Raw genomic sequence first — 24,104 nt, 5'->3', positions numbered from 1 at the left:
TGCCAATAACGCCTGCGCTACTGCAAGGTGGACGAAAAAAGGGTTGGCGTGGGCGCCAGCCGCTGCTTTCGAGAGTTCGCGAGATGAATGAGTTTCTGACCCGCCGTCAGGTGGTCACCGGCATGGGCCTGTTGGGGTTGGGCCTGCTGGCCGGCTGTGACGGTTCGACCACTGCGCTGGATTTCAAGTACGGCAAAGATCTGAGCAACAAGATCATGGGCCGCACCTTCAAGCTGACCGACACCGACGGTGAGGTCAAAACCCTGTCGAGTTATCGCGGGTTGATGCCGATGGTGTTTTTCGGCTTCACCCAATGCCCGGCCGTGTGCCCGACGGCACTGGCCCGGGCTGCGCAGATCAAAAAGCTGATGGGCGAAGACGGCAAGACGCTGCAGGTGATCTTCATCACTGTTGATCCCGAGCGCGACACGCCGCAGGTCCTCGACGCCTACGTCAAACAGTTCGATCCGACCTTCGTCGCCCTGCGCGGCACGCTGGAACAAACCGTTCACGTGGCCAAGGAATTCGGCGTGTTCTACGAAAAGGTCCCGGCGGGGAACACCTACACCATGTCCCACACCGCCACCAGCTTCGTTTTCGACTCCCGGGGTAACCTGCGCCTGGGGCTGTCGCCTTCGCTTTCCGCCAAGCAATGTGCGGAAGATTTGGTCACTGTCATGGAAGTCTGCTGATGAATGCTTTGTTGAATGCTGTCTCGCGCTCATTCGTTTCACGTGCCGTTGCGGTTGCGCTTCTGGCTGGGGTCAGCCTGACTGCTGCCGCGCAGACGCGGGTCGAGGATCCGTGGGTGCGTGCGACGGTGGCCGGTCAGCCGTCATCGGGGGCCTTCATGCGTATCACCGCCGACACCGACAGCACGCTGCTCAACGTCACTTCGCCGGTGGCCAAAGACGTGCAGATCCACGAAATGAGCATGACCAACGACGTCATGCGCATGGGCCCGGTCGACGCCGTGCCGCTGCCGGCTGGCAAGACCGTGGCCCTGGACCCGGATGGCTACCACGTGATGCTCATGGGCCTGAACGGCCAGATCAAACAGGGCGATCAGGTGCCACTGACCCTGACCGTGAAGAATGCCAGGGGCGAGACCGAGGTCGTGAACGTCACCGCCCCGGCCCGCGCCGCGGCAGCACCGATGGACATGGCCCATGACCACGGAATGACGCATTAAGCAGGACCGCGGATGTGTAGGACCGGCTTCAGCCGGGAAAGCGTCAGGCGCCATACCGCAGAATTGATGGTGCTCAAACCGACGTCTTCCCGGCTAAAGCCAGTTCTACAAATGCACCGCGTAGGCTCAGTGGGACCTGACAGTTCCACCAACATCCAGTTTCCGGCCCTGACCGAATATCTGCATGAAATGAAAAACCGGTGGGAGTGAGCTTGCTCACGAAGACTTTAGTCCGGTCCCTGAAAATTCAGTGGATGTACCAGCGCCTTCGCGAGCAAGCTCGCTCCCACAAGACCGCATTCGCTATTGGGCATGCCTTAATCCCCAAACGCCCCCAGCAGCAACACCACGTTCAGCACGATGATCAGCAGCGCGATGCCCCAGGCCAGGGTCGTCAAGATTGGCCCGGTCACGAAATCCCCCATCAGCTTGCGGTCCGACACGAAGCGCACCAACGGCACAATGGCGAAGGGCAGTTGCATCGACAGGATGACCTGGCTCAGCACCAGCAATTTCGCGGTGCCCTGAGCGCCATAAATGCTGGTCACCACAATCACCGGAATGATCGCCAGACCCCGGGTCAGCAGGCGGCGGATCCAGCCCGGCAGGCGCAGACGCAGAAAACCTTCCATGACGATCTGCCCGGCCAGGGTTGCCGTGACCGTGGAATTGATCCCCGACGCCAGCAACGCCACACCGAACAGCATCGACGCCATGCCCACCCCCAGCATCGGCGAAAGCAAATGGTAGGCCTGCTCGATTTCCACCACATCGGTCTTGCCGGCCTTGTGAAACACCGTGGCCGCGGTGATCAGAATCGCCGCATTGACGAACAGGGCCAGGGTCAGCGCGATGGTGCTGTCGGTCACCGCCCAGCGCAGGCCGATGCGCCGGCCTTCATCCGTGCGCGGGTAGGCGCGGGTCTGCACGATGGAGGAGTGCAGATACAAGTTGTGCGGCATCACCGTTGCACCAATGATGCCGATCGCCAGGTACAGCGCCTCGGGGTTGGTGACCACCTCGGCCTTGGGGATGAAGCCGGCAAACAGCTCCGCCAGATCAGGCTGGGCCAGCACCATCTGGATCGCGAAGCAGCCAAAGATAACCAGCAGCAACGCGATGACAAACGCCTCCAGCGCCCGAAACCCGCGGCCCATGAGCAGAAAGATTAGGAACACATCGACGGCCGAGATCACCGCGCCCCAGATCAGCGGAATGCCGAACAGCAGGTTCAGCGCAATGGCGGTGCCGATCACCTCGGCCAGGTCGCAGGCGATGATCGCGATTTCGCAGGCCATCCACAGCGCGATGCACACCGGCCGGCTGCAGCGCTCGCGGCAGGCCCGCGCCAGATCCCAGCCGGTAACGATGCCCAGCCGAGCCGACAGTGCCTGGAGCACGATGGCCATCAGGTTCGACAACAGGATCACGGACAGCAGCAGGTAGCCAAATTTCGAACCGCCGGCGATGTCGGTGGCCCAGTTGCCCGGGTCCATGTAACCCACGGCGACCATGTAGCCGGGGCCGGTGAACGCGAGCAGCCGCTTGAACCAGTTGCCGGTCTTGGGCATGGCGACACTGGCGCTGGGCATGCCCCCGCCGAGAGTGTCGTCGCCAGGGCTGGCAGGGTGATCGATGGGCGGCATCAAAGAATTCCGGCGTTGAAGAGCAAAGAGTCAAAAGGGGTGGGGGAGGCAAGGCGCCTGGCGCCAATGAACGGTACCGCGGAAAACCCGCTAAGCCTCAGCGTGACAACGACGTTGCTGCCAGGGAGTTTAGATAATCCCCAAAGCCTTCCTTGCAGCGGTAGTCCTTGCGTGCGCTGGTGGTAACGCTGTTCCCGGAAATCCACGCAATCGACGCACCCACACGTTGCAGGTCGGCGACCAGATGCACGTCCTCATGGGCGGCCAATGCCTTGAACCCGCCAGCGCGCCGATAGGCATCGGCACTCACCCCCAGGTTGGCGCCGTGGATGTGCCGGTGGTCATCGACCGGGCGGTACAGCGAATCGTAACGTTGGCGCACATGTTCCGGATGCCCTGACCAGTCATCGACATCGACGATGCCGCAGACCGCGTCGACGTTCAGGCTGACCTGATGGGCCAGCCAGGCATAGGGCACCACGCTGTCGGCATCGGTGAATGCCAGCCAGCGAGCACCGCGCTCGAGCATCAGCCGTGCGCCCTCCGCGCGGGTCATGCCAACGTTGCGGTAGGCGCAAACGTGAGTCGTGATGCCATGGGCTGCGGCGACCCGGGCCGAGGCATCGGAGCAGTCGTCAAGCATGATGAGGATTTCCACGGGCTCGCTGTGAAGGTCTTCGTGGACGGAAGCGGCGATCAGGGATTTGATGCAGTCGTCCAGGAACTCTTCTTCGTTGTGCGCGGGGACAATAATTCCAATCATCGAAGTGTCTCGTCTCGGCACCTGCGCTGATCGCGGCGTCCTTCGATGTCGACCGAAGCGAGGGAAAATTGGTTTCAACTATTTTCGTTTGCGAAGACTAGCGTTTCGCTTGTCAGAGTCTGAGCCTTACCCCAAACGCACCGACGCCGCTGGTCAGCGGCGTCGGTGGCGTTACGTTATGGCGTGCGAATCAGGCCTCAGCCCGCCAGCAGCGCCTTGGCAATGGCCTCGTTGAACGCCGGCAGATCGTCCGGCGTACGGGAGGTGATCAAGGTCCAGCCGTTGGCCGGGCATTCCTTGACCTCGGCGTCGACCCAATTGGCCGCGCCGGCATTGACCAGGTCAGTGCGCACGCTCGGGTATGAAGTCAAGGTCTTGCCTTCGATAACGCCGGCATCAATCAGCAGCCATGGACCATGGCAGATCGAGGCGACGGTTTTGCCGGCATCGGCGAACGCCTTGACCAGCTTCTGGGCATCGCTGTCCTGGCGCAGGGTGTCGGCGTTGACCGTGCCGCCGGGGATGACCAGTGCGTCGAAATCATTGGCAGACAGGCCGGCCAGCTTGGTGTCGGACGTCACGACGGCGTCTTTGTCGGTGTCGTTCAGGAACAGTTGCGCAGTGCCGCCTTCGATGGAGGCGTGGGTGACCGCAGCCCCCTGACCCTTCAACGCTTCCAGCGGCTTGAGCAGTTCGTCGCGCTCGATGCCGGTATTGGACGTGATGATCAAAACCTTCTTGCCGTTCAATTGATTGCTCATGCTTTCGCTTTCCTCTGAATTGAAGTGCTGAAGTTGAAACTGCACCTGCTGCGAGCAGGCGGTGTCACTTTCAGAGGAAGCTGGAAAAGCAAAAGTTCAGCCCGATTGCGTGGCCGGGCTTGAGGACGGTGTCCTGCAACCCAGGCCGCGCACCCGGATTTCGGGGTCTGGGAACAACGTCGTGCGACGAAACGGCGCAGCGTGATTTACATCGTCGTCACAGGCATTCGCGAACGGCTTTTTCCAGCGCATTACGGCCGAAAGCTGACGACAGCGGGGCGCGTTGATACAGGAAAACCCGGGTATTGGGGTTGCCTTTGTAGACCTCGAGAATCTCATCGGACGCGATCTTCCCGGAGACCAGCAGTTTGTAGTGGCCTTTGCTCTCGGTCATCGTCGTGCCGGGCTTGAGTTGTTGCCACTTGGGGTAGATGCACTTGGCGTAATCGGACGGCGTCTTGGCGGTGTCGAAATTGAACGAGGGGTTGTTCGGTGTGGAGTTGCAACCCGTCAGTACCACGGCCATGGCGCAGCCCAGTAATGAGTACGGAAATAAACGGCGCATCAATTCATCCTGAATAAGAAAACGGAACAGTTCGACCGGGTCGATGGGCGCCTATGTTGACCAGCAACTGTGCAAATGAAAAGCACGGGTGATCAAAATTTTTATCTCTCGTCCACGCCTGTTGGCTGCGGCGTGCGTCGAGCCGGTGAGGGTTTTTTTAAGCGTTTGACCCTCCACGCCACTCCGCCGCATGTTGCTCGGTTCGATTGACATTGCTCGTTTAATGAATAAAGTGAGCATAAACGAGCAGTCGTAGTGTTGCGGCTTCTGCTCGTCATCGCCTGATTGACGGAGAGCATATGCCACACGATGAATTGCAAAGGGCTGCGCGCTCAGTCCTCATGCCCGCGATTTCCGGACTGGCGCTGGATGAACCCCTGCGTCGCCATCTGCAAGCCGGCGGGGTGTCGGTTTTACTGGGCGAGACCCGCGACGAATACCTGGCCCGGAGCATGAGTTTCGAGCGCCGCCGCGCAGAGACCCATGGGCATTTTTCCGCGATTGCCAGGGAGGCGGCGCTCTTCGCGGCGGCACCTGTGCTGATCGCTGTGGACCAGGAGCTCGGCGGTATCCAGCGCCTGCACGGTCTGGTCCCCGGCATGCCGAGCTCGACCGAACTGAAGCAGATGAGCACCGAAGACATCGAGGCGCGCTGTTATGAAATGGCCAGCTCGGCGCGGGTCATGGGCGTCAATCTCGTTCTGGCGCCCATTGTCGACGTGGTCACCGGGGTCAACCCCTGGCTGCATCAGCGCAATCTCGGTCCCGATCCCGTCGAAGTGGCGCGCATTGCCTGCGCATTCATCCGGGGTGTGCAGCGTGCCGGCGTGATCGCCACGGCCAAGCACTTTCCCGGTCATCACCGGCTCGAGCACGACCCGGCGACAGCGCGGGCATTCGTGCCCGATGACGCCGCCGCGCTCAGCGACGGGATGGACGTGTTCAGGCAGGTCATTGCAGCCGGCGCCGGGGCGATCATGCCCGGGCCTGCGGTGTTCCCGGCGCTGGATCCGCAGCAGTCGGCCAGCACCTCGGCGGCGGTGATCGGCATGCTGCGAGAGACCTTGGGTTTTGATGGGCTCATCGTGTCCGACGACCTCGACGCCGTGTCCATCCTGCGCGGCAACAGCATCGCCGACACCGCCATCGCGGCCCTGAATGCCGGCGCGCATCTGTTGCTCCTGTCAGCAGACGCTGGCCTGGACGACCTCGCCCAAGCCATCGTCGATGCCGTGTCTCAGCGAGCACTTGATGCGCAACGCCTGCTGGCAGCGGCGCACAAAGTCCGCGCCCACGCCCATGCATCCCGGGCCCAGGTGGAGGCAGGCCTGTACGTGTCCTACCCGGTCTCGGGCGGGCACCTGACCCGCCGAGTCATGATCTGAACCCCCGCTGCTTGCTGCCGACCACTTGCAGCTTGCAGCTTGTGGCTTGCCGCTCACCTCATTTGTACTCCCGGCCCGCGCGTTCTACTCTCGCCATTCTGTACACCCCACTCTGTACACCCAAAAGGAAGGCCCGATGAGCTGGTCCGCCACGCAGTACTCCCTGTTCGAGCAGCAACGCACCCGACCGGTCCGCGACCTCGTCGCCGCCATTCCTCTGGCGTCCGCACAAATCGCCGTCGACCTCGGCTGCGGTCCCGGTAATTCAACCGAAGTCCTTGCCGAGCGTTTTCCCGATGCCACGGTGACGGGGCTGGACAGCTCCGACGACATGCTGCGTGACGCCCGTCAGCGGCTGCCAAACGTGGCATTCGAGCTGGCCGACATCGGCGCCTGGAACCCGGCGCAGACCTACGACGTGATCCTTGCCAACGCCTCGCTGCAATGGGTGCCCGACCACGCGGCGCTGTATCCGCGGCTGGTCAGCCGGCTGAATTCCGGTGGCGTGCTGGCGGTGCAGACGCCGGACAACCTGGAGGAGCCAGCCCATCGTCTGGCACGGGAAATCGCCGCGAGCAGCGAGTGGGCGAGCAGGATCGGCGACGTCACACACCCGGACCGACACCCAGCGGCCTATTATTTCGAGCTGCTGCGACCCCATTGCGCTGAGGTCGATGTCTGGCGCACCACCTATCATCACCCACTTGCCGGTGGGCACGGGGCGGTGGTCGAGTGGTTCAAGGGATCTGCGCTGCGGCCCTATTTGCAAAAGCTCGACGAGGCTGCGCAACAAGCGTTTCTCGAAACGTATCTGCGGGCGATCAGCCAGGCCTACCCGGCGCTGGACGACGGCACGGTGCTGCTGCCGTTCCCGCGCTTGTTCATCGTTGCGACACGTTGAAGCGTGCGGCTTGCGCTAAGCCTCTGTTGTGCGAGCCGTGATCGATACCGCCGTTTCCTGATGGAGTGAGCATGAGCAATGACCCCGCCGAACTGGCCGCGCGCCTGATTCGCAATTTCAACGATGTGCCGCTGCAGCACGAGCGCCGCGACCCGCTGTACGAGAGCGACGCCGCACGCCTGGGCACCGACACCGCCGCGCAGAAGCTGGGCGCGTCGGTGGACATCGTCGCGCCGGGCAAGCGTTCTTGCCCCTATCATTTTCATTATGCTCAGGAAGAGATGTTCGTCATCCTCGACGGCGAGGGCACACTGCGGGTTGCAGGGCAAATGCTGCCGATCCGCAGCGGCGATGTGATCTTCATTCCGCCCGGTCCGGAGTACCCCCATCAGATCATCAACACTTCTGACGCGCCGCTGAAGTATTTATCCATCAGCACCCGCGAGACGCCTGAGGTGTGCGAATACCCGGACTCCGGCAAGTATCAGGCGATGGTCACCATCAATGGAGCACGCGCTTTTGCGGCCGTGCAGCGCCCCGACGCGACACTGGATTACTGGGAGGGCGAGCCTTGATACAAGGGCCATGTGTGCGCCGTTGGTTCGTTTGGTTATAACCATAGAACGTCTCGATCTAGGCTCGATATAAGAAAAACCGCAGTCCCTAGAGCAAAAATCGCTATCCTGCCCGCCGGCTTTTGAATGTGCAGTCAGGCAGAGCATGGATTTTGGCAACGCAGGTTTCGTCGTCGCAGGGCTGGTGGTCGGTTTCATCGTTGGCATGACCGGGGTAGGCGGCGGATCGCTGATGACCCCGATTCTGCTGTGGTTCGGCATCAACCCCGCCACGGCGGTCGGCACCGACCTGCTGTACGCCGCCATCACCAAAAGTGGCGGCGTGCTGGTTCACAAAAAGAACGACAACATCGACTGGGGCATTACCGGCTGGCTGACCCTGGGCAGCGTGCCGGCTGCCGGGCTGACGCTGTGGTACCTGAACACCCTGCACACCGCACCGGACGCGATGAACCTGGTGATCAAACAGGCGCTGGGCGTGGTGCTGCTGCTGACGGCCCTGGCGATCTTTTTCAAGAAACGCCTGCTGGCATTTGCCCAACGCCACGCCGGTGATCGTTACCGCCTCAGTAGCCGAAGCCTGAACGGGCTGACGGTGCTGACCGGCGTCATCCTGGGCACCATGGTTGCGCTCACGTCCATCGGCGCCGGCGCGCTCGGCACCGTGGCGCTGTTCCTGCTTTACCCCTTCCTCGAAACCCGGCGCCTGGTCGGCACCGAAATCGCCCATGCCGTCCCCCTGACCCTCGTCGCCGGCGTCGGCCACGCCAGTATGGGCAACATGGACTGGTCGATGCTCGGCTACCTGCTGATGGGCTCGCTGCCGGGGATCTATATCGGCAGCCACCTGACCGGCCGCATCCCCGACGCCATCCTGCGTCCGTGCCTGGCGCTGATGCTGCTGGCGATCGGGTACAAATTGGCATTCTAAAAGCTGTTCAGAGGCGCCTGCCGACATAGCGGTCATGGGCGTCGGTCTGCTGGGGGTGGGAACATCCGCTGGATCTTCAGCGACTGGAATGCCGTCTTCGTGAGCAAGGTGGAGCGCCACCCCGGTCACTCCCACAGGATCCGCGAACAATCAAATGTTCGGGTTTGATACGGATGCGTGGGAGTGACCGGGGTGGCGCTCCACCTTGCTCGTTTCCGTGAGCAAGCTCATTCTCATCAAACAACAACGCGAATGTGGGGACGGATACACGAATTGTGGGAGCGAGCTTGCTCGCGAAGGGTTGGGAACATCCGCTGGATCTTCAGCGACTGGAATGCCGTCTTCGTGAGCAAGGTGGAGCGCCACCCCGGTCACTCCCGCGGGGTATGTGTTTGCTGCAAGACATTCAGCGCCCCCACGCCCGGGCTCACTCCTTCTCCGCCCCCCAGTAACGCTGCATCTCAATGAACAGAAACGATGCGGTCCAGGTGATCAGAACCAGCCCCGTCAACGCTTCCAGCCCCGTCAGGTATTTCAGGTGCCCGCTGGGCGTGATGTCGCCAAAACCGATGGTGGTGTAGGTCGTGAACGAGAAGTACACCGAGTCCATGAAGCTGCCGTCGAAATTTCCTGTCAGGCGGCCCAATGTGTCTGACCGGTTCATCAGGTAATAGCCCAGGGCAAAGATCCAGACTTCAACGGCGTGGGCGACCAGTGCACCCAGCACGCCGATGACGACCCTGAACCGATGCCGAACCCCAAGCCTGGGCATGAGCTGATTGAGGCGAATCAGGCATTCGTAGTGCACGAGCACCACCGTGGTGATGATCACGATATTGATGAGGGTGACGGCGAACATCGCGCTTTCCCCGATCAAAGCGTCATAGAGGACAAGCGTTCGGTGTCCTGCACGCTAATGCCAGGGGAAAGGCGCAGATCATCGCCATCGAAGAAAACGCAGTCTGATTTGAAAAGTAAACCGGGAACGGCAGCCAGATGGGCATTCATGTGCATCTCCTTGAGCGGTGCAGCATAGGCACGTGCGCTGGTCGGTGACAGCGGACATTGCTGAAGTGGATGAGTGGGGAGGGCTGAGTCAGGCCGTCTTGATCCAGATCAATGGCGGCCCGTTTCAGGCGAGCACACTGGCCGTAGGTTGATTCAAGTCAGCCACTGCCAAACCCATCGCGATCATGGGAGGCTCATGAGGCAACTCCATGACTGATCATGCGCGCCCCCTACTCGAACTTACCCCGTCCCAGGCGAAGGCAGACTCTATGAAAGGCAAAATGAAGGCGGCAGTTGTAGAAGCGTTCGGCAGCCCACTGGTGCTCCGTGACTGGGACATCCCCACGCCGGGCCCCGGGCAAATTTTGATCAAGACCGAAGCGTGCGGGGTCTGTCACACCGACTTGCACGCGGCGCGGGGCGACTGGCCGGTGAAGCCGACGCTGCCTTTCATTCCGGGCCATGAAGGCATCGGCATTGTGGTCGCCCTGGGCGCTGGCGTGACCAGCGTAGGCGAGGGGGATCGCGTCGGCGTGCCGTGGCTGTATTCCGCCTGTGGTCATTGCGAGTATTGCCTGAGCGCCTGGGAAACGGTGTGCGCCAGCGCCGAGTTCGGCGGCTACACCCGCAATGGCGGGTTCGCCGAATACATCCTCGCTGACCCTGAATACGTCGCGCACATTCCGGCCGGACTCGCCCCCCATGAGGCCGCTCCGATCATCTGCGCCGGGGTGACCACCTACAAAGGCATCAAAGAGGCCGATGTGAGGCCGGGTCAGTGGATCGTGATCTCTGGGATTGGCGGGCTAGGGCATCTGGCGGTGCAGTACGCCAGGGCGATGGGCCTGCGCGTGTGTGCGGTGGACGTCGACGACGGCAAGCTGGCCCATGCCACCAGGCTGGGTGCGGATGCGGTGGTGAATGTCCGCCACGGCGATCCGGTGCAAGCTGTAAAGGACCTCACCGATGGCGGGGGCCATGGCGTGCTGATCACCGCGCCTTCGCTGGCCGCCTTCAAGCAAGGGGTGGGCATGACGCGGAAACGCGGCACCTGTGTGTTGGTGGGATTGCCACCGGGCGAGTTCCCCTTGTCGTTGTTCGAGGTGGTCGCCAATTGCATCACCGTGCGCGGATCGTTCGTCGGTACCCGGCAGGACATGGCCGAAGCGCTGGCCTTCGCCGCCGACGGCAAGGTGAAGGCCGACATCGAGGTGCGGCCGTTGGCCGAGATCAACCAAGTGTTCAGAGAATTGGGTGACGGCGAAGTGCAGTCGAGGATCGTCATCGATTTTCGCGGGTGATCGACCCGGCCACTTCCCGGCTGAAGCCGGTCCCACTAAATGTCTTGCATGCATCCAGTGAAAGCTGCTTCGTCGCGAACTTGTGGGACCGGCTTTAGCCGGGAAGGGGTCATGCGTCACGCCGCAGAATCGAGGGTGCTCATGCAGGTCTCTTCCCGGCTGAAGCCGGTCCCACTCATGCAATGTGTGCATTCAGCAAGAACCGGCACGCACTCGACGCGTTTAGATCAGTTACCCGAGCGAAACGGAATGGGCTGGCGGGGCGCTTCGGGAGTAGTGTGCGGCTGCCCGACCATTTCGTCGTAGACCACCGGGTGGACGATGAACAGTTTTACTTCCTCGGTGGACGACAGGCATTTGCGCGCTTCGTCGACCGAGGCTACGTGCAGGACTTTGCCGTCCGGGCTGGTAATGGCATTGGATTTGCCGTCCATGAGCGCATGTATGGCGTACGAGCCACCTTCGATCGACATGAGGTTGATCTCGGTGATCTCGCCGGCTTTGACGTGTTTGCTGAGCTTGTCCAGATCCATTACGGCACCTTAATTACGCACACGGGCGTTGTCTGTTCCATGGATTGATGCGAAACCGTTGAAGCGGCCTGCATGCATTGGAAGAGCGCGGTGGTGCCAAGTTCAAGACAAAACGGGGGAGGCGGATGAGGGGGCTTGCAACAGGAGCAGCGCCGCGAAAAAATCGCCGTTGCCTGCCCATCGAAGACAGGCAGGCAACGGCGTTTCCATCAGCAGAGCTTGTCAATGACCCGCAGGCCAGGCGCTTGCTGAACGGCGCCCCACTCACTGCTCAGGGTTTCCAGCACCTGACCGAGGAACTGCTTGTCCGCTGCGGCCTTCTTGCCGACGTAGCCGTGGCCCTTGCGGTACATCTTCAGCCGGGCACGCATATGCGGGTGCTGACTCTCGAACTGTTCTTCTTCGGTGCAGGCACCCAGGCCGTCCATGTGCACGTTACCTTCCTCGCACACCCAGAGGATGTGGCTATCAAGGGAGTCCTTGCGTGCGGCGAACAGTCGAGCCAATTGATCAATGGTAGGTTGGTTGTTCAGGTTCATGGTTGTTACCCCTTTTTGACCACTGGTTAATCTATCGAGTGAGTTCAAACGCAATGGCGAATCGTCCGTCGATTCGCAGTCCTTCCAGTCGCTGACAGGCAAGGTCCGTCGGTACACAGAGCCGGTGCCGGGCCGCGAGGGTGTGGGTATTGATGAGCGCAGAGAAGGAAGGTCGAATCCGGTAGAGCAAGGGCGGACGTCTTGAGGACACGTGCGACTGAGTGGTCGACCACAAGTGTCATGAGGACGTTTCGCCAGCACTCGGCCTGGTGGGTCGATCTTGCAGGTTCCGCTTCATCAATCTGCCTTGTGGGCAGCCCACATCCAGAGGTTGTTCGACGGCTGTGTCGAACGGGCCCGGAATACTTTTGCCAGCTCTCCCGATCGGGGAGACGCCTGCACTATGCCGTCGGCAAAAGCCCTCGTCAACGGTTTTGTAGTGATTATTTTAAGGCACTACATAATTTGTAGTTCAGAACACGAAGGTCGATTCGTGACTACAAAGTCAATGAATCCGGGGGGCACAGCACAGGGACGGAACGCAGAGGGGAAACGGGGGGCTTGAAACGACACTTGCCCGCGACCGGATCAGTCAGCCCTTACATCTGGCTCACTGACCCCATCGCGGGCAAGCGGGTGTCGCTTGGACTGCAGGCGAAACGCGTTACGCCTGTGGAGCCTTTTGCAGTTCAAACAGCAACAGCGAACGCGGCGTCACCGTGTACTCGCTGCCGAACTCGAACTGATCCGTGCCATCGATCTCTGGCTGATTGGTGTCAATCAGGCTGGTCCAGTTGAGACCTTCCGGCACCTCCGGCAGCGTGAAGTTGACGCCGTCGTGGTGGGAGTTGACCAGCAGCAGCAGCGTGGCTTCAGAGCCGCGACGACGGATACCGGTTTCCTGCGCGCGGCCATCCATCAGCATGCCCAGGCAGCGACCATTTGGATCTTCCCACTGCTCGATGCTCATCTCTTCGCCGCTTGGCGACAGCCAGGTCACGTCTTTTACGCCCAGTGCCTCGTTGTAATCGCCTACCAGGAAGCGGCTACGACGCAGAATCGGGTACGACTGACGCAGCTTGATCAGGCGCTTGACGAAGGCCAGCAGGGCCTTGCCGTCTTCGTCCAGGTCCCAGTTGACCCAGCCGATCTCGCTGTCCTGGCAGTAGGCGTTGTTGTTGCCGTGCTGGGTGCGGGCGAACTCGTCACCGGCGACCACCATTGGCGTGCCCTGGGCCAGCAACAGCGTTGAGAAGAAGTTACGCATCTGACGCAGGCGCAGCGCGTTGATTTCCGGATCATCCGTCGGGCCTTCGACGCCACAGTTCCATGAACGGTTGTCGTTGCTGCCGTCCTGGTTGTTCTCGTCGTTATCCTCGTTGTGCTTGTCGTTGTACGACACCAGGTCGTGCAGCGTGAAGCCGTCGTGGGCGGTGATGAAGTTCACCGACGCGTACGGCCGACGGCCACGCTGGTTGAACAGGTTGCCGGACGCGGTCATGCGGTTGGCGAAGTCGGCGAGCTGGCCTTCGTCGCCTTTCCAGAACGCACGGATGTTGTCGCGGAATTTGTCGTTCCACTCCGCCCAACCCGGCGCAAAGTTGCCGACCTGGTAACCGCCCGGGCCGCAGTCCCATGGCTCGGCGATCAGTTTCACCGAACGCAGCACAGGGTCCTGGCGGCAGGCCACGAGGAAACTGTGGCGCTCGCTGAAACCATCGTGGTAGCGGCCGAGGATGGTGGCCAGGTCGAAGCGGAAGCCGTCGACATGCATTTCGGTTGCCCAGTAACGCAGCGAGTCGGTGACCATCTGCAGGACGCACGGGTGGCTCAGGTCGAGGGTGTTGCCGGTACCGGAATCGTTGATGTAGTAACGCTTGTCATCCGGCATCAGGCGGTAATACGAGGCGTTGTCGATACCGCGCATCGACAGGGTCGGGCCGCGCTCGTTGCCTTCGGCGGTGTGGTTGTAGACCACGTCCAGAATCACTTCCAGGTTGGCATGGTGCATGTGCGCAACCATTTCCTTGAACTCGGAAATCTTGCCGTGGGCCAGGTAGCGCGGGTCCGGTGCAAAGAACGCCAGGGTGTTGTAGCCCCAGTAGTTGGTCATGCCTTTTTCCAGCAGATGCTGGTCGTTGACGAAGGCGTGGATCGGCAGCAATTCGATCGAGGTCACGCCCAGACCTTTGATGTGCTTGATCACGTCATCGACCATCAGGCCGGCGAACGTGCCTTTGACTTCATCGGGCACGGACGGGTGACGCATGGTGAAACCGCGGGTGTGGGTCTCGTAGAAAATCGTCTTGTCCCACGGTACGTCCACGCGCTGTTCACGGCCCCAGGTGTAGGCAGGGTCGATGACTTTGCACTTCGGCACGAAGGGCGCGCTGTCACGTTCGTCGAAGCTCAGGTCGTCGTCCGGGTGACCGATGGTGTAACCGAACAGCGCCTCGGACCACTTCAACTCGCCGACCAGTTGCTTGGCATACGGGTCGATCAGCAGCTTGTTGTGGTTGAAACGATGGCCGTTTTTCGGATCGTACGGACCGTAAACGCGGTAGCCATACACCTGACCCGGGTGGGCGTCGGGCAGGTAACCGTGGTAGATCTCGTCGGTGTATTCCGGGAGCTCGATACGCTCAAGCTCAACTTCGCCGGCCGAGTCGAACAGGCACAGTTCGACCTTGGTGGCGTTGGCGGAGAAGATGGCAAAGTTGACGCCGAGGCCGTCCCAACTGGCGCCGAGCGGGAAGGGCAGGCCTTCCCGAATGCGCGAGGCCGTGACTTCGGGGCTGCCAGCGTTGCCGGATTCATTCTGTGTAGCGGATTTCTTATCTTGCGTGCTCATGTGTATTCCTGACGTGCGAATGAGTTCCTGAAGGCGAACAAAGCCGTGGCCTCAGTACAGGACTGCGCCATCGATGCAACAGGGTTGAAAGTTACCGCAGGGTCAAGACCGTTTTAAGGCGATCCCTGCGGTAGGGGTGTTAGCTGCGCAGCAGTGACGCGTTAGGGCATGCGATCAAGGTGCAGGCTTAGCTGCGGCAGGCTTCTTGGCAGAAGGCTTGGCGGCTGGCTTGGCCGGTTTAGCGGCAGCACCGGTTGCGGCGGACTTGGGCTTTGCAGGTGCCTTCGCTGCCGGTTTGGCGGCGGGCTTGGCATCGGCTTTTGGCTCAGGCTTGCTCGCAGTCTGATCAGCGGACTTCTCTGCAGGCTTTGCAGCAGACTTCGCAGCCGGTTTTGCAGCAGCCTTAGGGGCAGATTTGGCGGCGGCAGCCTTGGGCTCCGCTTTGCCGTCAAGCTTGGACTTCGCCGTCTTTGCAGCCGCCGGTTTCTTAGGCGATTTCGCCTCGGCGGCGGCCAGCTTGCGAGCCATTTCCCAGTGGCGGGCGTCTTGCCCATGTGGCTTGCCTTCCGTTTCCCAGATCTGGTGGGCAAGCTCGCTGATTCTTTTTTCGTCGGCACTCATCTCGACACTCCCGGTATCACAAGGTTTGTATAAGCAGGTTTACAGAAATTTCCTTGAGCGCTGCGCTGAGCAACATTTCCTTGCTGGATGTGACTGTAGCCTGTGAAAAAAGTCCCTTCCAATTTGGATGTGAATCAGCGAACGGCAGGTTGATTCGTGTATCGCCCCAATTTGCTGCATTGATGAATGGAGTTTGCGCAGTGCCCAATAGTTCAGCCGGCAAGCGCGGAACCACAACAATAGCCCGCATCTTTTTCGTCACTCGGGCAAAAGCGATGACGTGGTCGGCTTTTTCACCCACCACTTCAAGGGGTTGGTATTCGCCTTCACTAAACAGCGCGGGATGCTCATTGCGCAAGTTAAGCACCTGGGCGACCAACGCCTGCTTGATCCGGCCGTCGTGCCACTGGTTCAACAGCTCGGCGACCGGCACGGACGCCTGCAACGCACGTTCGCGAGCGGGGTAATCTACCGGACGACGGTTGTCCGGATCCACCATGCTGAAGTCCCAGAATTCGGTGCCCTGATACAGATCAGGCACACCGGGCGCGGTCATACGCAGCAAAGTTTGCGCCAGACTGTTGAGCGCGCCGGCCGCTGCGATGCGATTGGCCGTCGCACCGATGGATTGGCGCAGTGCCAGGCCGTCAGCGTTCAGCAGCACGTGCTGAAGAAACTCGCGGCAAGCGGTCTCGTAGGCTTCGTTGGGCGCGCTCCAGCTGCTGTGCAGTTTGGCTTCGCGCAGGGCCTTTTCCTGCCATTGAGTCAGGCGTTTTGCGTAGGCTTCGAAGGCCGGCTCGCCTTCGAGGTCCAGCGGCCAGCTGCCAATGATCGCCTGATACAGCATCAACTCGTCACCGGGGCTGATGTGGGTGTCGCCCGACTTGAGCGGTGCCGACAACTGCTGCCAACGCTCGACTTGCTCGGCATACCACGGCGCCAGCTCGCTGAGCACAGCCAGGCGGGTGCGGGTGTCTTCGCCGCGCTTGTGGTCGTGGGTCGCGGTGGTCAGCAGGTTGTTCGGGAAGCTCTTGTGCCGCTCGATGGAGACCTGATGAAACGCCTCCACCGGCGCACTGAAATGTTGCGGATGGAAGCCCACGTCGTTGCGTGAGAGCAGCACGGCAGAGCGATAGAACGAGGTGTCTTCTACCGACTTCGCCGCCACCGGGGAGGTCAGCTGCTGGAAACGGTTGCCAGCCTTGCGGCGCATTTCGCGCAGCGGGCCCGTCGGGTAGTCGCGGAGCTTCTCGCCACCCAGCCACAGCTTGAGCGAGTCCAGCACCGGCCAGTCGCCTTCGCTGAGCATTTCGCGTGCACCGTCCATGGCCTGCTGAAAGAAACGCTCGTCTTCAGCAGAACGGCCGCATGCCGTCAGGTAGGTGCGGTAAACCGGGAAGTTGCTGACCAGCGCCAGCAACGCACGGCGAATGGCACCGAGGGTCAGGTCGCGGGTCATCACGTCACTGCGGGACACCTGTAACAGCGCCTGGGCCAGGTTTTCGAAATCCCCCGCCAGGGTGCCGTGCAGGACCAGATCGCGGGCTTCCAGCACTTCCTTGTTGAAGTCGGCCGTGCGCCCGCTGACGCGGCTCCACAGCTCGCCCAGCACGGCTTCGCCTTTCGGGTCGTGCTGCAACAACGACACCTGGTTCATGAATTCATAACCGGTGGTGCCGTCGACGTTCCAGTCAGTGCGCAGTTGCTCATCAGGGCCGAGGATCTTCTCGACGAAGATCGGCAGGCGATCCACCTCAGTGCCCGCCGGGCGCAGCTTCATCAGGCTGTCGACGCGACGGCGCAGCTTACGGCAGTAACCGCGCGGATCGGCCAGGCCATCGATGTGGTCAATGCGCAGGCCGTCCACGAGGCCTTTGGCGATGAGTTCGAAAATCTTCCCGTGGGTGGCCTCGAACACCTGCGAGCGCTCAACCTTCAGGCCGCCCAGCTCGTTGATGTCGAAGAAACGCCGCCAGTTGATGTCGTCACCCGCCGTGCGCCAGCTGGCCAGACGGTAATCCTGCTGCTCAAGCAAACGGTGCAGGCGATCGAAGCCTTCGGGTTTGCTGGAATCAAAATCCGCCAGGCCTTGTTCCACGGCTTTGACCAGCTCGGGCTTGGCTTTGACCGCTTCGGCCAGTTCCGCCTTGGCCTGACGGGCACGCTCGTAGGCCTGGGGGTAGTGATCGAGCTCCGCGAAACGCTGGGCCAGTTCCTCCAGTTCGGGACGTTTCGCCGCCTTCAGCAGCGGCGCATACGTGGCCGGGTTGATCGGGAAGTGATGCTGATAGTGCTCGGCATGGAAGCTGCCATTTTCAGCATCGAAGCGCAGGGGCACTTCGCCGTTCTGCAAGACGGTGCCGTAGTCGGTGCTCAGGAACGGCAGCAACAGTTGGCCCTTGAGCAGCGGGTCCGGGGAATTCCACTGAATGTCGAAAAACTTCGCGTAGGGACTGCGCTGACCCCATTCGAGCAGGTCAAGCCACCACGGGTTGTCATTGCCGCCGACCGCCATGTGGTTGGAGACGATGTCGAGAATCAGGCCCATGCCGTGCTCACGCAGCGCCGCAACCAGGCGCAGCAACGCTGGCTCACCGCCCAGTTCGGGGTTGATCACCCGTGGGTCGACCACGTCATAACCGTGCATGGAACCGGCGCGGGCTTTCAGCAGGGGCGAGGCGTAGATGTGGCTGATGCCGAGGCTGGCGAAGTACGGCACCAGCCTGGTGGCGTCGTCCAGCGTAAAGTCTTTGTGAAACTGCAGGCGCTGGGTGGCGCGCAGGGATTTAAGAGGGGTACTCATTTTTGATCACGCTCCGCGGCTTGTTGCCGTGCCGCTGCCAGAATTTTCAGACGTCGCGCTGCGTCGGCGTTGTTCAGCAGAGAACCGCTGTCGCCGTTGAGCCGACGTCGCCAGTTAGGGTGGCTGTCGATGGTGCCGGGGAAGTTCGCCTGCTCTTCGATACCGAGGGCGTCCTCGATAGGGAGCAGCACCAGCGGTGCCGGGGTGTGGCCGAGGTACGCAATGCTGTAATCGATGACGTCCTTCGCAGCATCGCTAGGCAGCGTGTAGTTCTGCTTAAGCGCTGTAATCAGCCCCTTGCGTTCCCTGTCGCGGCCGTCGCGCATTTTTTGCTCGGCTTCGTCATCGACAAGCCCAAGCTTCTTGTTCCAATCCACATCCAGCTCGCTCAGCCAGCCGGTGAGGGTGGGCAGGTCGTGGGTGCTGGTGGTCGCCAGTGCGTCCCTGGACCACTTCGTGATGGGCTTGAACGTCGCGTCGTCCTGTTCAAACAACAGCACGCGCATGCCAAGAATCTCGCGCTCGGACAGCTTCTCGTGCAGGCCCTCAGGCACGGTGCCGAGGTCTTCGCCGAGCACGATCGCCTCGTGACGCCAGGACTCCAGGCTCAACAGGCGAAGCATGTCGTCCAGCGGATAGTTCAGGTAAGCGCCCTCACTGGGCGGTGATCCCATCGGAATCACCCACAGACGCTGGAGCCCCATCACATGGTCGATGCGCAGGCCACCGGCGTGGGCGAAATTGGCGCGGAGCATTTCAATGAACGCTTGAAAGCCGTTGCGCTTGAGGCCCGTCGGCGAGAACGCCGAGATGCCCCAGCTTTGACCCGAGCGGTTGAGAATATCCGGCGGCGCGCCCACGGTCAGCGCCGAAAGCAGCTCGTCCTGACGACTCCAGGCCTGACTGCCGGCACCGTCGGCACCCACGGCCAGATCGCCGATCAGGCCGACGCTCATGCCGCTCGTACGGGCAGCGGTCTGCGCGCGCTCAAGGCCGCGAGCGATCAGCCACTGGGCGAAAGCGTGGAAGCCGATCTCTTCCTCGTGCTTGGCGGCGAAGGCGTCGAGAGCAGGGTTCTTCGGATTCTTGAACTGCTCCGGCCACTCATGCCAGTTGCCGCCAATGCCCAATTCGTCGCCCGCATCGCGCAAGGCTTCGAAACGGCAATGGTTTGCCAGGGCTTCACCGCCTGCACGGCGGAAGCTTTTGAAGTCCTCATGGAAGGGGTGATCGCTGCCGATGAAACCGGCATACAACTCACGCAGCAGGGCATATTTTGCTTTGGCCGCGGCGGGCCATTCGATGAGCTCAAGAGATTCCAGACGCTTGAACTCGTCGGCCAATCCGGCTTTCTCGATTGCCAGCTCGACCGCGCGGTCACCGAGAATGGTGCCCGGCGCTGCGTACAGCGCATTGAGGAACAGGCGGCTGGACGGCGAGTACGGGCTGTAGCGCTCGCTGTCGTTGGAGAACATCGCGTGAACCGGGCTGATCGCCACGGCCGAAGCGCCGCGCGTGCCGGCGTCGCGAACGAAGGCTTCCAGCCCCTGGGTGTCGCCGATACCGCCATCGCCTTCGCGACGCAGGTAGTACAGCTGAGTGGTCAGGCCCCAGTCGCGGGCAATCGCTTTCTCGCCGGCCATGGTCAGGCTGAAGCAGGTCTTCGGCGCGACGGCGATGGTCAACTGCTGGCCATCGACTTCCAACTGGTGATAGCCGACGGCGGCCAACCCGGGCAGGGCGGCCTTGTCGGTGAGTTTGGCCTCAAGCAGCGAGCCGTCTTCCAGCGTCAGCTTGAACGCGGTGGCTGGCGCAAACCAGCTCGACAGGTCCAGATCTTTGCCATGGTCGACGGTCATCAACGGTGGCGGGGTGGCCGGCTGGCTTTCTTCGTTCAGGCGTTTAAGGCTCGCCTCGACGTCTTGTTCGGTATCGGCGGGGTAACCCAGACCGCCGAGCACCTTGCGCAGGACCTCGGGGCTTACGTGTTGCGGTTTGGCGTTGGCGTCCTTCCAGTCAACCGACAGGCCCGCCTGGGCTGCCAGCGTTTCCAGTTGCTCATTGCTCATCCTGTTCCTCCACAACGTCACTCGATTTCAGGCTGACAACGGCCGTGTAGGGATTGAGGGTGGCGGAGGGGGAAAGTTCTGCGGACTTGGCGTGTGATTGATGAAGCACTCGGTAAGCCGTGAAATCGTCAGTCTCGATCGATTCGGCGCTGAGGTTCAGGTCAATCCGCAGCTCGCTGCCGTCGCCCAGCGCCCAGCGTGCGCTGACGGCTTTGTCGCCCAGCTCTTTGACGCCAAGCGCACTCGCGCCGTGCAGGCGAGGGAAGAGCTCGGTTTTGCGGATTTCCAACAGCGTCTTGTAGAGCGCCAGCCAGGTGCGGTGGTCCTGACCCTTGTCGGTTTCCAGCAGCAACGCATCGAACGCCGGGCGCGACGCTTCGAACGTTTTCAGCGCGTTGGGATCAGGGATCTGCTCGCGCTTGGCCGGATCCTTGAACGCGGCGAAATCCTTGAACTCGCCCCGACGTCCTTCACGCACGGCGTCTGCCAGCTCGTCATGGAAGTCGGTGAAGAACAGGAATGGCTCGCTCGCGCCCCACTCATCGCCCATGAACATCAGCGGGATCATCGGTGAGAGCAGCAACAGCGCGGTTGCGGCCTGCAACGCCTGGGGCGGGCAGAGTTGCACCAGACGTTCGCCGAAGGCGCGGTTGCCGATCTGGTCGTGGTTCTGCAGAAACAACACGAAGGAGGTCGGCGGGAGGTGGCCGCTCGGCTCACCCCGCACATGACCATGGCGGGTGGCTTCGCCTTGATAGACAAAGCCTTCGCCCAGCAGGCGCGCGAGCTTTTGCGTCGGTTTCTCAGCGAAATCGGTGTAGTACGCGTCAGTCTCGCCGGTCAGCAGGACGTGCAGCGTGTTGTGGCCGTCATCGTCCCACTGGGCGTCGTAGCCCTGGTCCATGCGTTTGGCTTCGTTGAACTCGTTTTCCAGGGTCAGCCAGACGTGGCGCTCTGACGGAATCGTCTCGCGTACGTGTCGGGCAAGGTCTTCGAGGAAGGTCGGGTCTTCGATGGCATGCACGGCGTCGAAGCGCAGGCCGTCGAACCGGTAATCCTGGAGCCACATCATCGTGTTGCCGATGAAGAAGTCGCGCACTTCGCTGCGACGGAAATCGATTGCATCGCCCCACGGGGTCTTTTTGTCGCTGCGGAAGAAGTGCTTGGCGTAGGCGCCGAGGTAATTGCCGTCCGGGCCGAAGTGGTTGTAGACCACGTCGAGAATGACCGCCAGACCCAGACCGTGAGCGGTGTCGATCAGGTGCTTGAGTTGCTCGGGCGTGCCATAGGATGACTGCGCAGCGTAGGGCAATACGCCGTCGTAGCCCCAGTTGCGATCACCCGGGAATTGCGCAATGGGCATCAGCTCGATGGCGGTGATACCGGTGTCCACCAAATGCTGCAGGCGCTGTTCAACGCCTTTAAAGCCACCCAGTGCACCGACGTGCAGCTCATAAATGACAGCCTCGTGCCAGGGCCGTCCCTGCCACTCGGTGTTCTTCCATTGATAGGCGGCCTGGTCGACGACGATGCTGTAGCCGTGCACGTCGCCGTCCTGAGCCCGGGAAGCCGGGTCGGGAACGGTGAGGTTGTTTTGTCCATCGAGGGCGACGTTGAAGCGATAGCGCGTGCCAGCGCCGCAGTCGGTGTCGAGGACGAACCAGCCGTCCTGCTCTGACTGAAGGGCCTGGGCAGGCCCGTTTTCGAATTCGACGCTGACGCTTTTGGCATCGGGTGCCCAGAGGGCGAACCGGGTATGTTGTGAATCCAGCATGATGGCGCCGTGGCGCCAGTTTTGATCCGTGCGCGAAGGCATCCGTCATTCCTTAATCAGTTGTGCAATCAATAGTGCAGAGCCGCACCTGCGTTTTTCTTCAGCAGCTCCTGGTACAGATCAGCGTAGGGTTCTACCGCTTTGTGCCAATCGAACGGAGCGGCCATGGCGCGGCAACGCATGGCGTTGAGCAGCAATGGACTCTCGAAGACCTTGAACGCACGGGTCAGCGCTTCGCTGTAGCTCTCAACGGTAGATTCATCGAAGAGAAAACCGGTGCAGCCGTCTTCAATGGTGTCAGCCAGGCCGCCGGTGCGGCGTGCAATCGGCAGCGAGCCGAAGCGCTGCGCGTACATCTGGCTTAAGCCGCAAGGCTCGTAGCGCGACGGCATCAGCAGAAAGTCACTGCCGGCGAACATGCGACGTGCGTCGGTTTCGTTGAAGCCCACTCGGACACTGACCTGGCCCGGGAAACGGGCGGCAAGTTCACGCATGGCGTCTTCTTCTTCAGGCTCGCCACGGCCGATAATCGCGATCTGCCCGCCGTTGTTGACGATGTGCTCAGCAACCCCGATGGTCAAGTCAAGACCCTTTTGGTAAACCAGGCGGGACACCACCGCGAACAGCGGGCCGGTGGACGGCTCCAGCTCGAACAGCTCGCGCACGTAGTCAGCGTTGATTTCCTTGCGGGTCCACTCGTTCGGAGCGAAGCGGCAGATCAGGTGCTCGTCGGTGGCAGCGTCCCAGCTCTCGTCGATGCCGTTGGGGATGCCGCTGAGCTGACCGCGATCGGCTTTGCTCTGCAGGAAACCTTCCAAGCCACAGCCAAAATCAGGGGTGGTGATTTCTTTGGCGTAGGTCGCGCTCACGGTCGTGATATGGCTGGAGTACGCCATGCCGGCCTTGATGAACGACAGCTGGCCGTAAAACTCCATGCCTTCCGGGCTCAATGCCGAGTCGGGAATGCCCAGCTCACGGCTGGAAGCAATGCTCACAAAGCCCTGATACGCCAGGTTGTGAATGGTGAAAATCGACGGCGTGGTCTGCCCGCGCCATTTCATGTACGCCGGCGCGAGGCCCGCTGGCCAGTCGTGGGCGTGAACCAGCTCGGGGCACCATTGGGTCTTGACCGCGCCGGCTGCGAAGTCGGCAGCCGCCAGGCCCAGGCGGGCAAAGCGAATGTGGTTGTCGGACCAGTCGCGACCGTCATTGTCACCGTAGGGCGTGCCTTCACGCTCATACAACTCGGGACAGATCAGGACGTAGATGACCAGACCGTCTTTCATGTCCATCCGGCCGATCTTGCACGGAGGCAGCGCGGCATGGCCGGGCAGCTCACTGATGATGTGGATCGGGTTGCCACTGTTGATGACCTGTGGATAGCCGGGAATCAGCACGCGTACATCGTGCAGGTGGCGCATGGCGCGCGGCAGTGCGGCAGACACGTCGCCCAGGCCGCCGGTTTTCACCAGGTCGGCCATCTCTGAAGTCACGAACAGGATCTTCTTGCGGGTAACCGAAGAAATCACTGGTTGAACAGGAGGCAGTTGCAGCACAGGTGCGCTCGTCGTTGCGAAGACCGGCAGATGGGTCAGCTCGCTGGCCGGCTGATTAAAACTCTCTCCCTTCTGGGTTTTGACAGCGGCACTAATCATCGTTTTCTCCAGTTCGATATGCAGTGTTGGTACAGCACTTGGTTGTAAACGGCCATTCCCTATGGCCAGGCACACAAGACCTACGCAAGATCGATACCCATTTACCGACTGCACATTAAGGGACAAGGTGAAAGCGGACTCTGCTTCGATTTTTCTACAGCATAGTTGCTCTATTCACATGACCTCTGCGCCCACGCAGAAGTTTCGACTATTTTTGGGTGTCATCTCTGG

21 protein-coding genes are annotated in these 24,104 nt (G+C 61.4%); 7 read left to right on the top strand and 14 right to left on the bottom strand.

Annotated elements, in window-relative coordinates; all coding sequences use genetic code 11:
- Positions 1 to 83 precede the first annotated feature (83 nt).
- Together FX982_RS22105 and FX982_RS22100 are read left to right on the top strand one after the other, a co-directional pair.
- A complete protein-coding gene (locus FX982_RS22105) occupies positions 84 to 692 on the top strand; it encodes an SCO family protein (protein WP_172612599.1) in 609 nt (202 codons plus the stop codon).
- A complete protein-coding gene (locus FX982_RS22100) occupies positions 692 to 1,192 on the top strand; it encodes a copper chaperone PCu(A)C (protein WP_172612598.1) in 501 nt (166 codons plus the stop codon). Before FX982_RS22105 ends, FX982_RS22100 begins: the two co-directional genes overlap by 1 nt.
- A gap of 317 nt (positions 1,193 to 1,509) precedes the next feature.
- Here FX982_RS22100 and FX982_RS22095 read toward each other — a convergent pair whose 3' ends face one another.
- The 4 genes from FX982_RS22095 to FX982_RS22080 all read right to left on the bottom strand — a co-directional run bounded on the left by FX982_RS22095 (position 1,510) and on the right by FX982_RS22080 (position 4,927).
- On the bottom strand, positions 1,510 to 2,784 hold the full coding sequence (locus tag FX982_RS22095) for an Nramp family divalent metal transporter (RefSeq protein WP_216843222.1): 1,275 nt from the start codon (positions 2,782 to 2,784) through the stop codon (positions 1,510 to 1,512).
- Positions 2,785 to 2,935: 151 nt separating this feature from the next.
- Positions 2,936 to 3,601: a glycosyltransferase gene (locus FX982_RS22090; RefSeq protein ID WP_172612596.1), complete on the bottom strand. Its 666-nt coding sequence runs from the start codon at positions 3,599 to 3,601 to the stop codon at positions 2,936 to 2,938.
- A 197-nt stretch (positions 3,602 to 3,798) separates the two neighbouring features.
- Positions 3,799 to 4,362 carry a type 1 glutamine amidotransferase domain-containing protein gene (locus tag FX982_RS22085; RefSeq protein WP_172612595.1) on the bottom strand — a complete coding sequence of 188 codons (564 nt, stop codon included), beginning with the start codon at positions 4,360 to 4,362 and terminating at the stop codon, positions 3,799 to 3,801.
- A 217-nt stretch (positions 4,363 to 4,579) separates the two neighbouring features.
- Positions 4,580 to 4,927 carry a hypothetical protein gene (locus FX982_RS22080; protein WP_122624867.1) on the bottom strand — a complete coding sequence of 116 codons (348 nt, stop codon included), beginning with the start codon at positions 4,925 to 4,927 and terminating at the stop codon, positions 4,580 to 4,582.
- Positions 4,928 to 5,226: 299 nt separating this feature from the next.
- Here FX982_RS22080 and FX982_RS22075 point away from each other — a divergent pair, with 299 nt between their 5' ends.
- The 4 genes from FX982_RS22075 to FX982_RS22060 all read left to right on the top strand — a co-directional run bounded on the left by FX982_RS22075 (position 5,227) and on the right by FX982_RS22060 (position 8,719).
- A complete protein-coding gene (locus tag FX982_RS22075; protein ID WP_172612594.1) occupies positions 5,227 to 6,312 on the top strand; it encodes a glycoside hydrolase family 3 protein in 1,086 nt (361 codons plus the stop codon).
- A 136-nt stretch (positions 6,313 to 6,448) separates the two neighbouring features.
- Entirely contained in the window at positions 6,449 to 7,213 is a 765-nt protein-coding gene (tam, locus tag FX982_RS22070; RefSeq protein WP_172612593.1) for a trans-aconitate 2-methyltransferase, read from the top strand.
- Positions 7,214 to 7,284: 71 nt separating this feature from the next.
- A complete protein-coding gene (locus tag FX982_RS22065; RefSeq protein ID WP_172612592.1) occupies positions 7,285 to 7,788 on the top strand; it encodes a cupin domain-containing protein in 504 nt (167 codons plus the stop codon).
- 145 nt (positions 7,789 to 7,933) lie between these two features.
- On the top strand, positions 7,934 to 8,719 hold the full coding sequence (locus FX982_RS22060) for a sulfite exporter TauE/SafE family protein (RefSeq protein WP_172612591.1): 786 nt from the start codon (positions 7,934 to 7,936) through the stop codon (positions 8,717 to 8,719).
- A gap of 427 nt (positions 8,720 to 9,146) precedes the next feature.
- Here the strand turns inward: FX982_RS22060 and FX982_RS22055 are convergent, their stop codons facing one another.
- Together FX982_RS22055 and FX982_RS24640 are read right to left on the bottom strand one after the other, a co-directional pair.
- Entirely contained in the window at positions 9,147 to 9,578 is a 432-nt protein-coding gene (locus FX982_RS22055) for a potassium channel family protein (protein ID WP_172612590.1), read from the bottom strand.
- 14 nt (positions 9,579 to 9,592) lie between these two features.
- On the bottom strand, positions 9,593 to 9,727 hold the full coding sequence (locus FX982_RS24640; protein ID WP_301952914.1) for a hypothetical protein: 135 nt from the start codon (positions 9,725 to 9,727) through the stop codon (positions 9,593 to 9,595).
- 269 nt (positions 9,728 to 9,996) lie between these two features.
- Between FX982_RS24640 and adhP the strand changes: the two genes are divergently transcribed.
- Positions 9,997 to 11,028 (top strand): alcohol dehydrogenase AdhP, encoded by a 1,032-nt coding sequence (adhP, locus tag FX982_RS22050; RefSeq protein ID WP_172612589.1) that lies wholly within the window; start codon positions 9,997 to 9,999, stop codon positions 11,026 to 11,028.
- Between the two features lie 227 nt (positions 11,029 to 11,255).
- Here the strand turns inward: adhP and FX982_RS22045 are convergent, their stop codons facing one another.
- From FX982_RS22045 to glgA, 8 genes are all read right to left on the bottom strand, one after another.
- A complete protein-coding gene (locus FX982_RS22045) occupies positions 11,256 to 11,561 on the bottom strand; it encodes a DUF6482 family protein (protein WP_172612588.1) in 306 nt (101 codons plus the stop codon).
- Positions 11,562 to 11,770: 209 nt separating this feature from the next.
- The gene (locus FX982_RS22040) at positions 11,771 to 12,100 is read right to left on the bottom strand and encodes a hypothetical protein (protein ID WP_074885710.1); all 330 of its coding nucleotides are present in this window, start codon (positions 12,098 to 12,100) and stop codon (positions 11,771 to 11,773) included.
- 664 nt (positions 12,101 to 12,764) lie between these two features.
- A complete protein-coding gene (gene glgX, locus FX982_RS22035) occupies positions 12,765 to 14,951 on the bottom strand; it encodes a glycogen debranching protein GlgX (protein ID WP_122534623.1) in 2,187 nt (728 codons plus the stop codon).
- A gap of 174 nt (positions 14,952 to 15,125) precedes the next feature.
- Positions 15,126 to 15,572: a DUF2934 domain-containing protein gene (locus FX982_RS22030; RefSeq protein WP_172612587.1), complete on the bottom strand. Its 447-nt coding sequence runs from the start codon at positions 15,570 to 15,572 to the stop codon at positions 15,126 to 15,128.
- A 16-nt stretch (positions 15,573 to 15,588) separates the two neighbouring features.
- Positions 15,589 to 18,375, bottom strand: a complete 2,787-nt coding sequence (locus FX982_RS22025) for a malto-oligosyltrehalose synthase (RefSeq protein WP_172612586.1) — start codon at positions 18,373 to 18,375, stop codon at positions 15,589 to 15,591.
- Positions 18,372 to 20,444, bottom strand: coding sequence for a 4-alpha-glucanotransferase (gene malQ / locus FX982_RS22020; protein WP_172612585.1), 2,073 nt, complete (start codon positions 20,442 to 20,444; stop codon positions 18,372 to 18,374). The genes FX982_RS22025 and malQ overlap by 4 nt, the downstream gene beginning before the upstream one ends.
- Positions 20,434 to 22,260, bottom strand: a complete 1,827-nt coding sequence (gene treZ, locus FX982_RS22015; RefSeq protein WP_172612584.1) for a malto-oligosyltrehalose trehalohydrolase — start codon at positions 22,258 to 22,260, stop codon at positions 20,434 to 20,436. The genes malQ and treZ overlap by 11 nt, the downstream gene beginning before the upstream one ends.
- A 26-nt stretch (positions 22,261 to 22,286) precedes the next feature.
- Positions 22,287 to 23,873 (bottom strand): glycogen synthase GlgA, encoded by a 1,587-nt coding sequence (glgA, locus tag FX982_RS22010; RefSeq protein ID WP_172612583.1) that lies wholly within the window; start codon positions 23,871 to 23,873, stop codon positions 22,287 to 22,289.
- Positions 23,874 to 24,104 lie beyond the last annotated feature (231 nt).

Origin of the sequence: Pseudomonas graminis (assembly GCF_013201545.1) — a bacterium.
In the GTDB taxonomy this organism is placed as follows: Bacteria; Pseudomonadota; Gammaproteobacteria; order Pseudomonadales; family Pseudomonadaceae; genus Aquipseudomonas.
The sequence above is the reverse complement of the archived record's forward strand: the minus strand, read 5'-3'. Positions and strand labels throughout refer to the sequence as shown.

Coding starts and splice junctions, on each gene's coding strand:
- tam (WP_172612593.1), top strand. CDS start 6,449: ATGAGCTGGTCCGCCACGCAGTACTCCCTGTTCGAGCAGCAACGCACC.
- malQ (WP_172612585.1), bottom strand. CDS start 20,444: ATGAGCAATGAGCAACTGGAAACGCTGGCAGCCCAGGCGGGCCTGTCG.
- FX982_RS22055 (WP_172612590.1), bottom strand. CDS start 9,578: ATGTTCGCCGTCACCCTCATCAATATCGTGATCATCACCACGGTGGTG.
- FX982_RS22025 (WP_172612586.1), bottom strand. CDS start 18,375: ATGAGTACCCCTCTTAAATCCCTGCGCGCCACCCAGCGCCTGCAGTTT.
- FX982_RS22060 (WP_172612591.1), top strand. CDS start 7,934: ATGGATTTTGGCAACGCAGGTTTCGTCGTCGCAGGGCTGGTGGTCGGT.
- FX982_RS22100 (WP_172612598.1), top strand. CDS start 692: ATGAATGCTTTGTTGAATGCTGTCTCGCGCTCATTCGTTTCACGTGCC.
- FX982_RS24640 (WP_301952914.1), bottom strand. CDS start 9,727: ATGAATGCCCATCTGGCTGCCGTTCCCGGTTTACTTTTCAAATCAGAC.
- FX982_RS22030 (WP_172612587.1), bottom strand. CDS start 15,572: ATGAGTGCCGACGAAAAAAGAATCAGCGAGCTTGCCCACCAGATCTGG.
- FX982_RS22095 (WP_216843222.1), bottom strand. CDS start 2,784: ATGCCCAGCGCCAGTGTCGCCATGCCCAAGACCGGCAACTGGTTCAAG.
- FX982_RS22040 (WP_074885710.1), bottom strand. CDS start 12,100: ATGAACCTGAACAACCAACCTACCATTGATCAATTGGCTCGACTGTTC.
- treZ (WP_172612584.1), bottom strand. CDS start 22,260: ATGCCTTCGCGCACGGATCAAAACTGGCGCCACGGCGCCATCATGCTG.
- FX982_RS22085 (WP_172612595.1), bottom strand. CDS start 4,362: ATGAGCAATCAATTGAACGGCAAGAAGGTTTTGATCATCACGTCCAAT.
- FX982_RS22105 (WP_172612599.1), top strand. CDS start 84: ATGAATGAGTTTCTGACCCGCCGTCAGGTGGTCACCGGCATGGGCCTG.
- adhP (WP_172612589.1), top strand. CDS start 9,997: ATGAAAGGCAAAATGAAGGCGGCAGTTGTAGAAGCGTTCGGCAGCCCA.
- FX982_RS22075 (WP_172612594.1), top strand. CDS start 5,227: ATGCCACACGATGAATTGCAAAGGGCTGCGCGCTCAGTCCTCATGCCC.
- FX982_RS22080 (WP_122624867.1), bottom strand. CDS start 4,927: ATGCGCCGTTTATTTCCGTACTCATTACTGGGCTGCGCCATGGCCGTG.
- FX982_RS22065 (WP_172612592.1), top strand. CDS start 7,285: ATGAGCAATGACCCCGCCGAACTGGCCGCGCGCCTGATTCGCAATTTC.
- FX982_RS22090 (WP_172612596.1), bottom strand. CDS start 3,601: ATGATTGGAATTATTGTCCCCGCGCACAACGAAGAAGAGTTCCTGGAC.
- glgX (WP_122534623.1), bottom strand. CDS start 14,951: ATGAGCACGCAAGATAAGAAATCCGCTACACAGAATGAATCCGGCAAC.
- glgA (WP_172612583.1), bottom strand. CDS start 23,873: ATGATTAGTGCCGCTGTCAAAACCCAGAAGGGAGAGAGTTTTAATCAG.
- FX982_RS22045 (WP_172612588.1), bottom strand. CDS start 11,561: ATGGATCTGGACAAGCTCAGCAAACACGTCAAAGCCGGCGAGATCACC.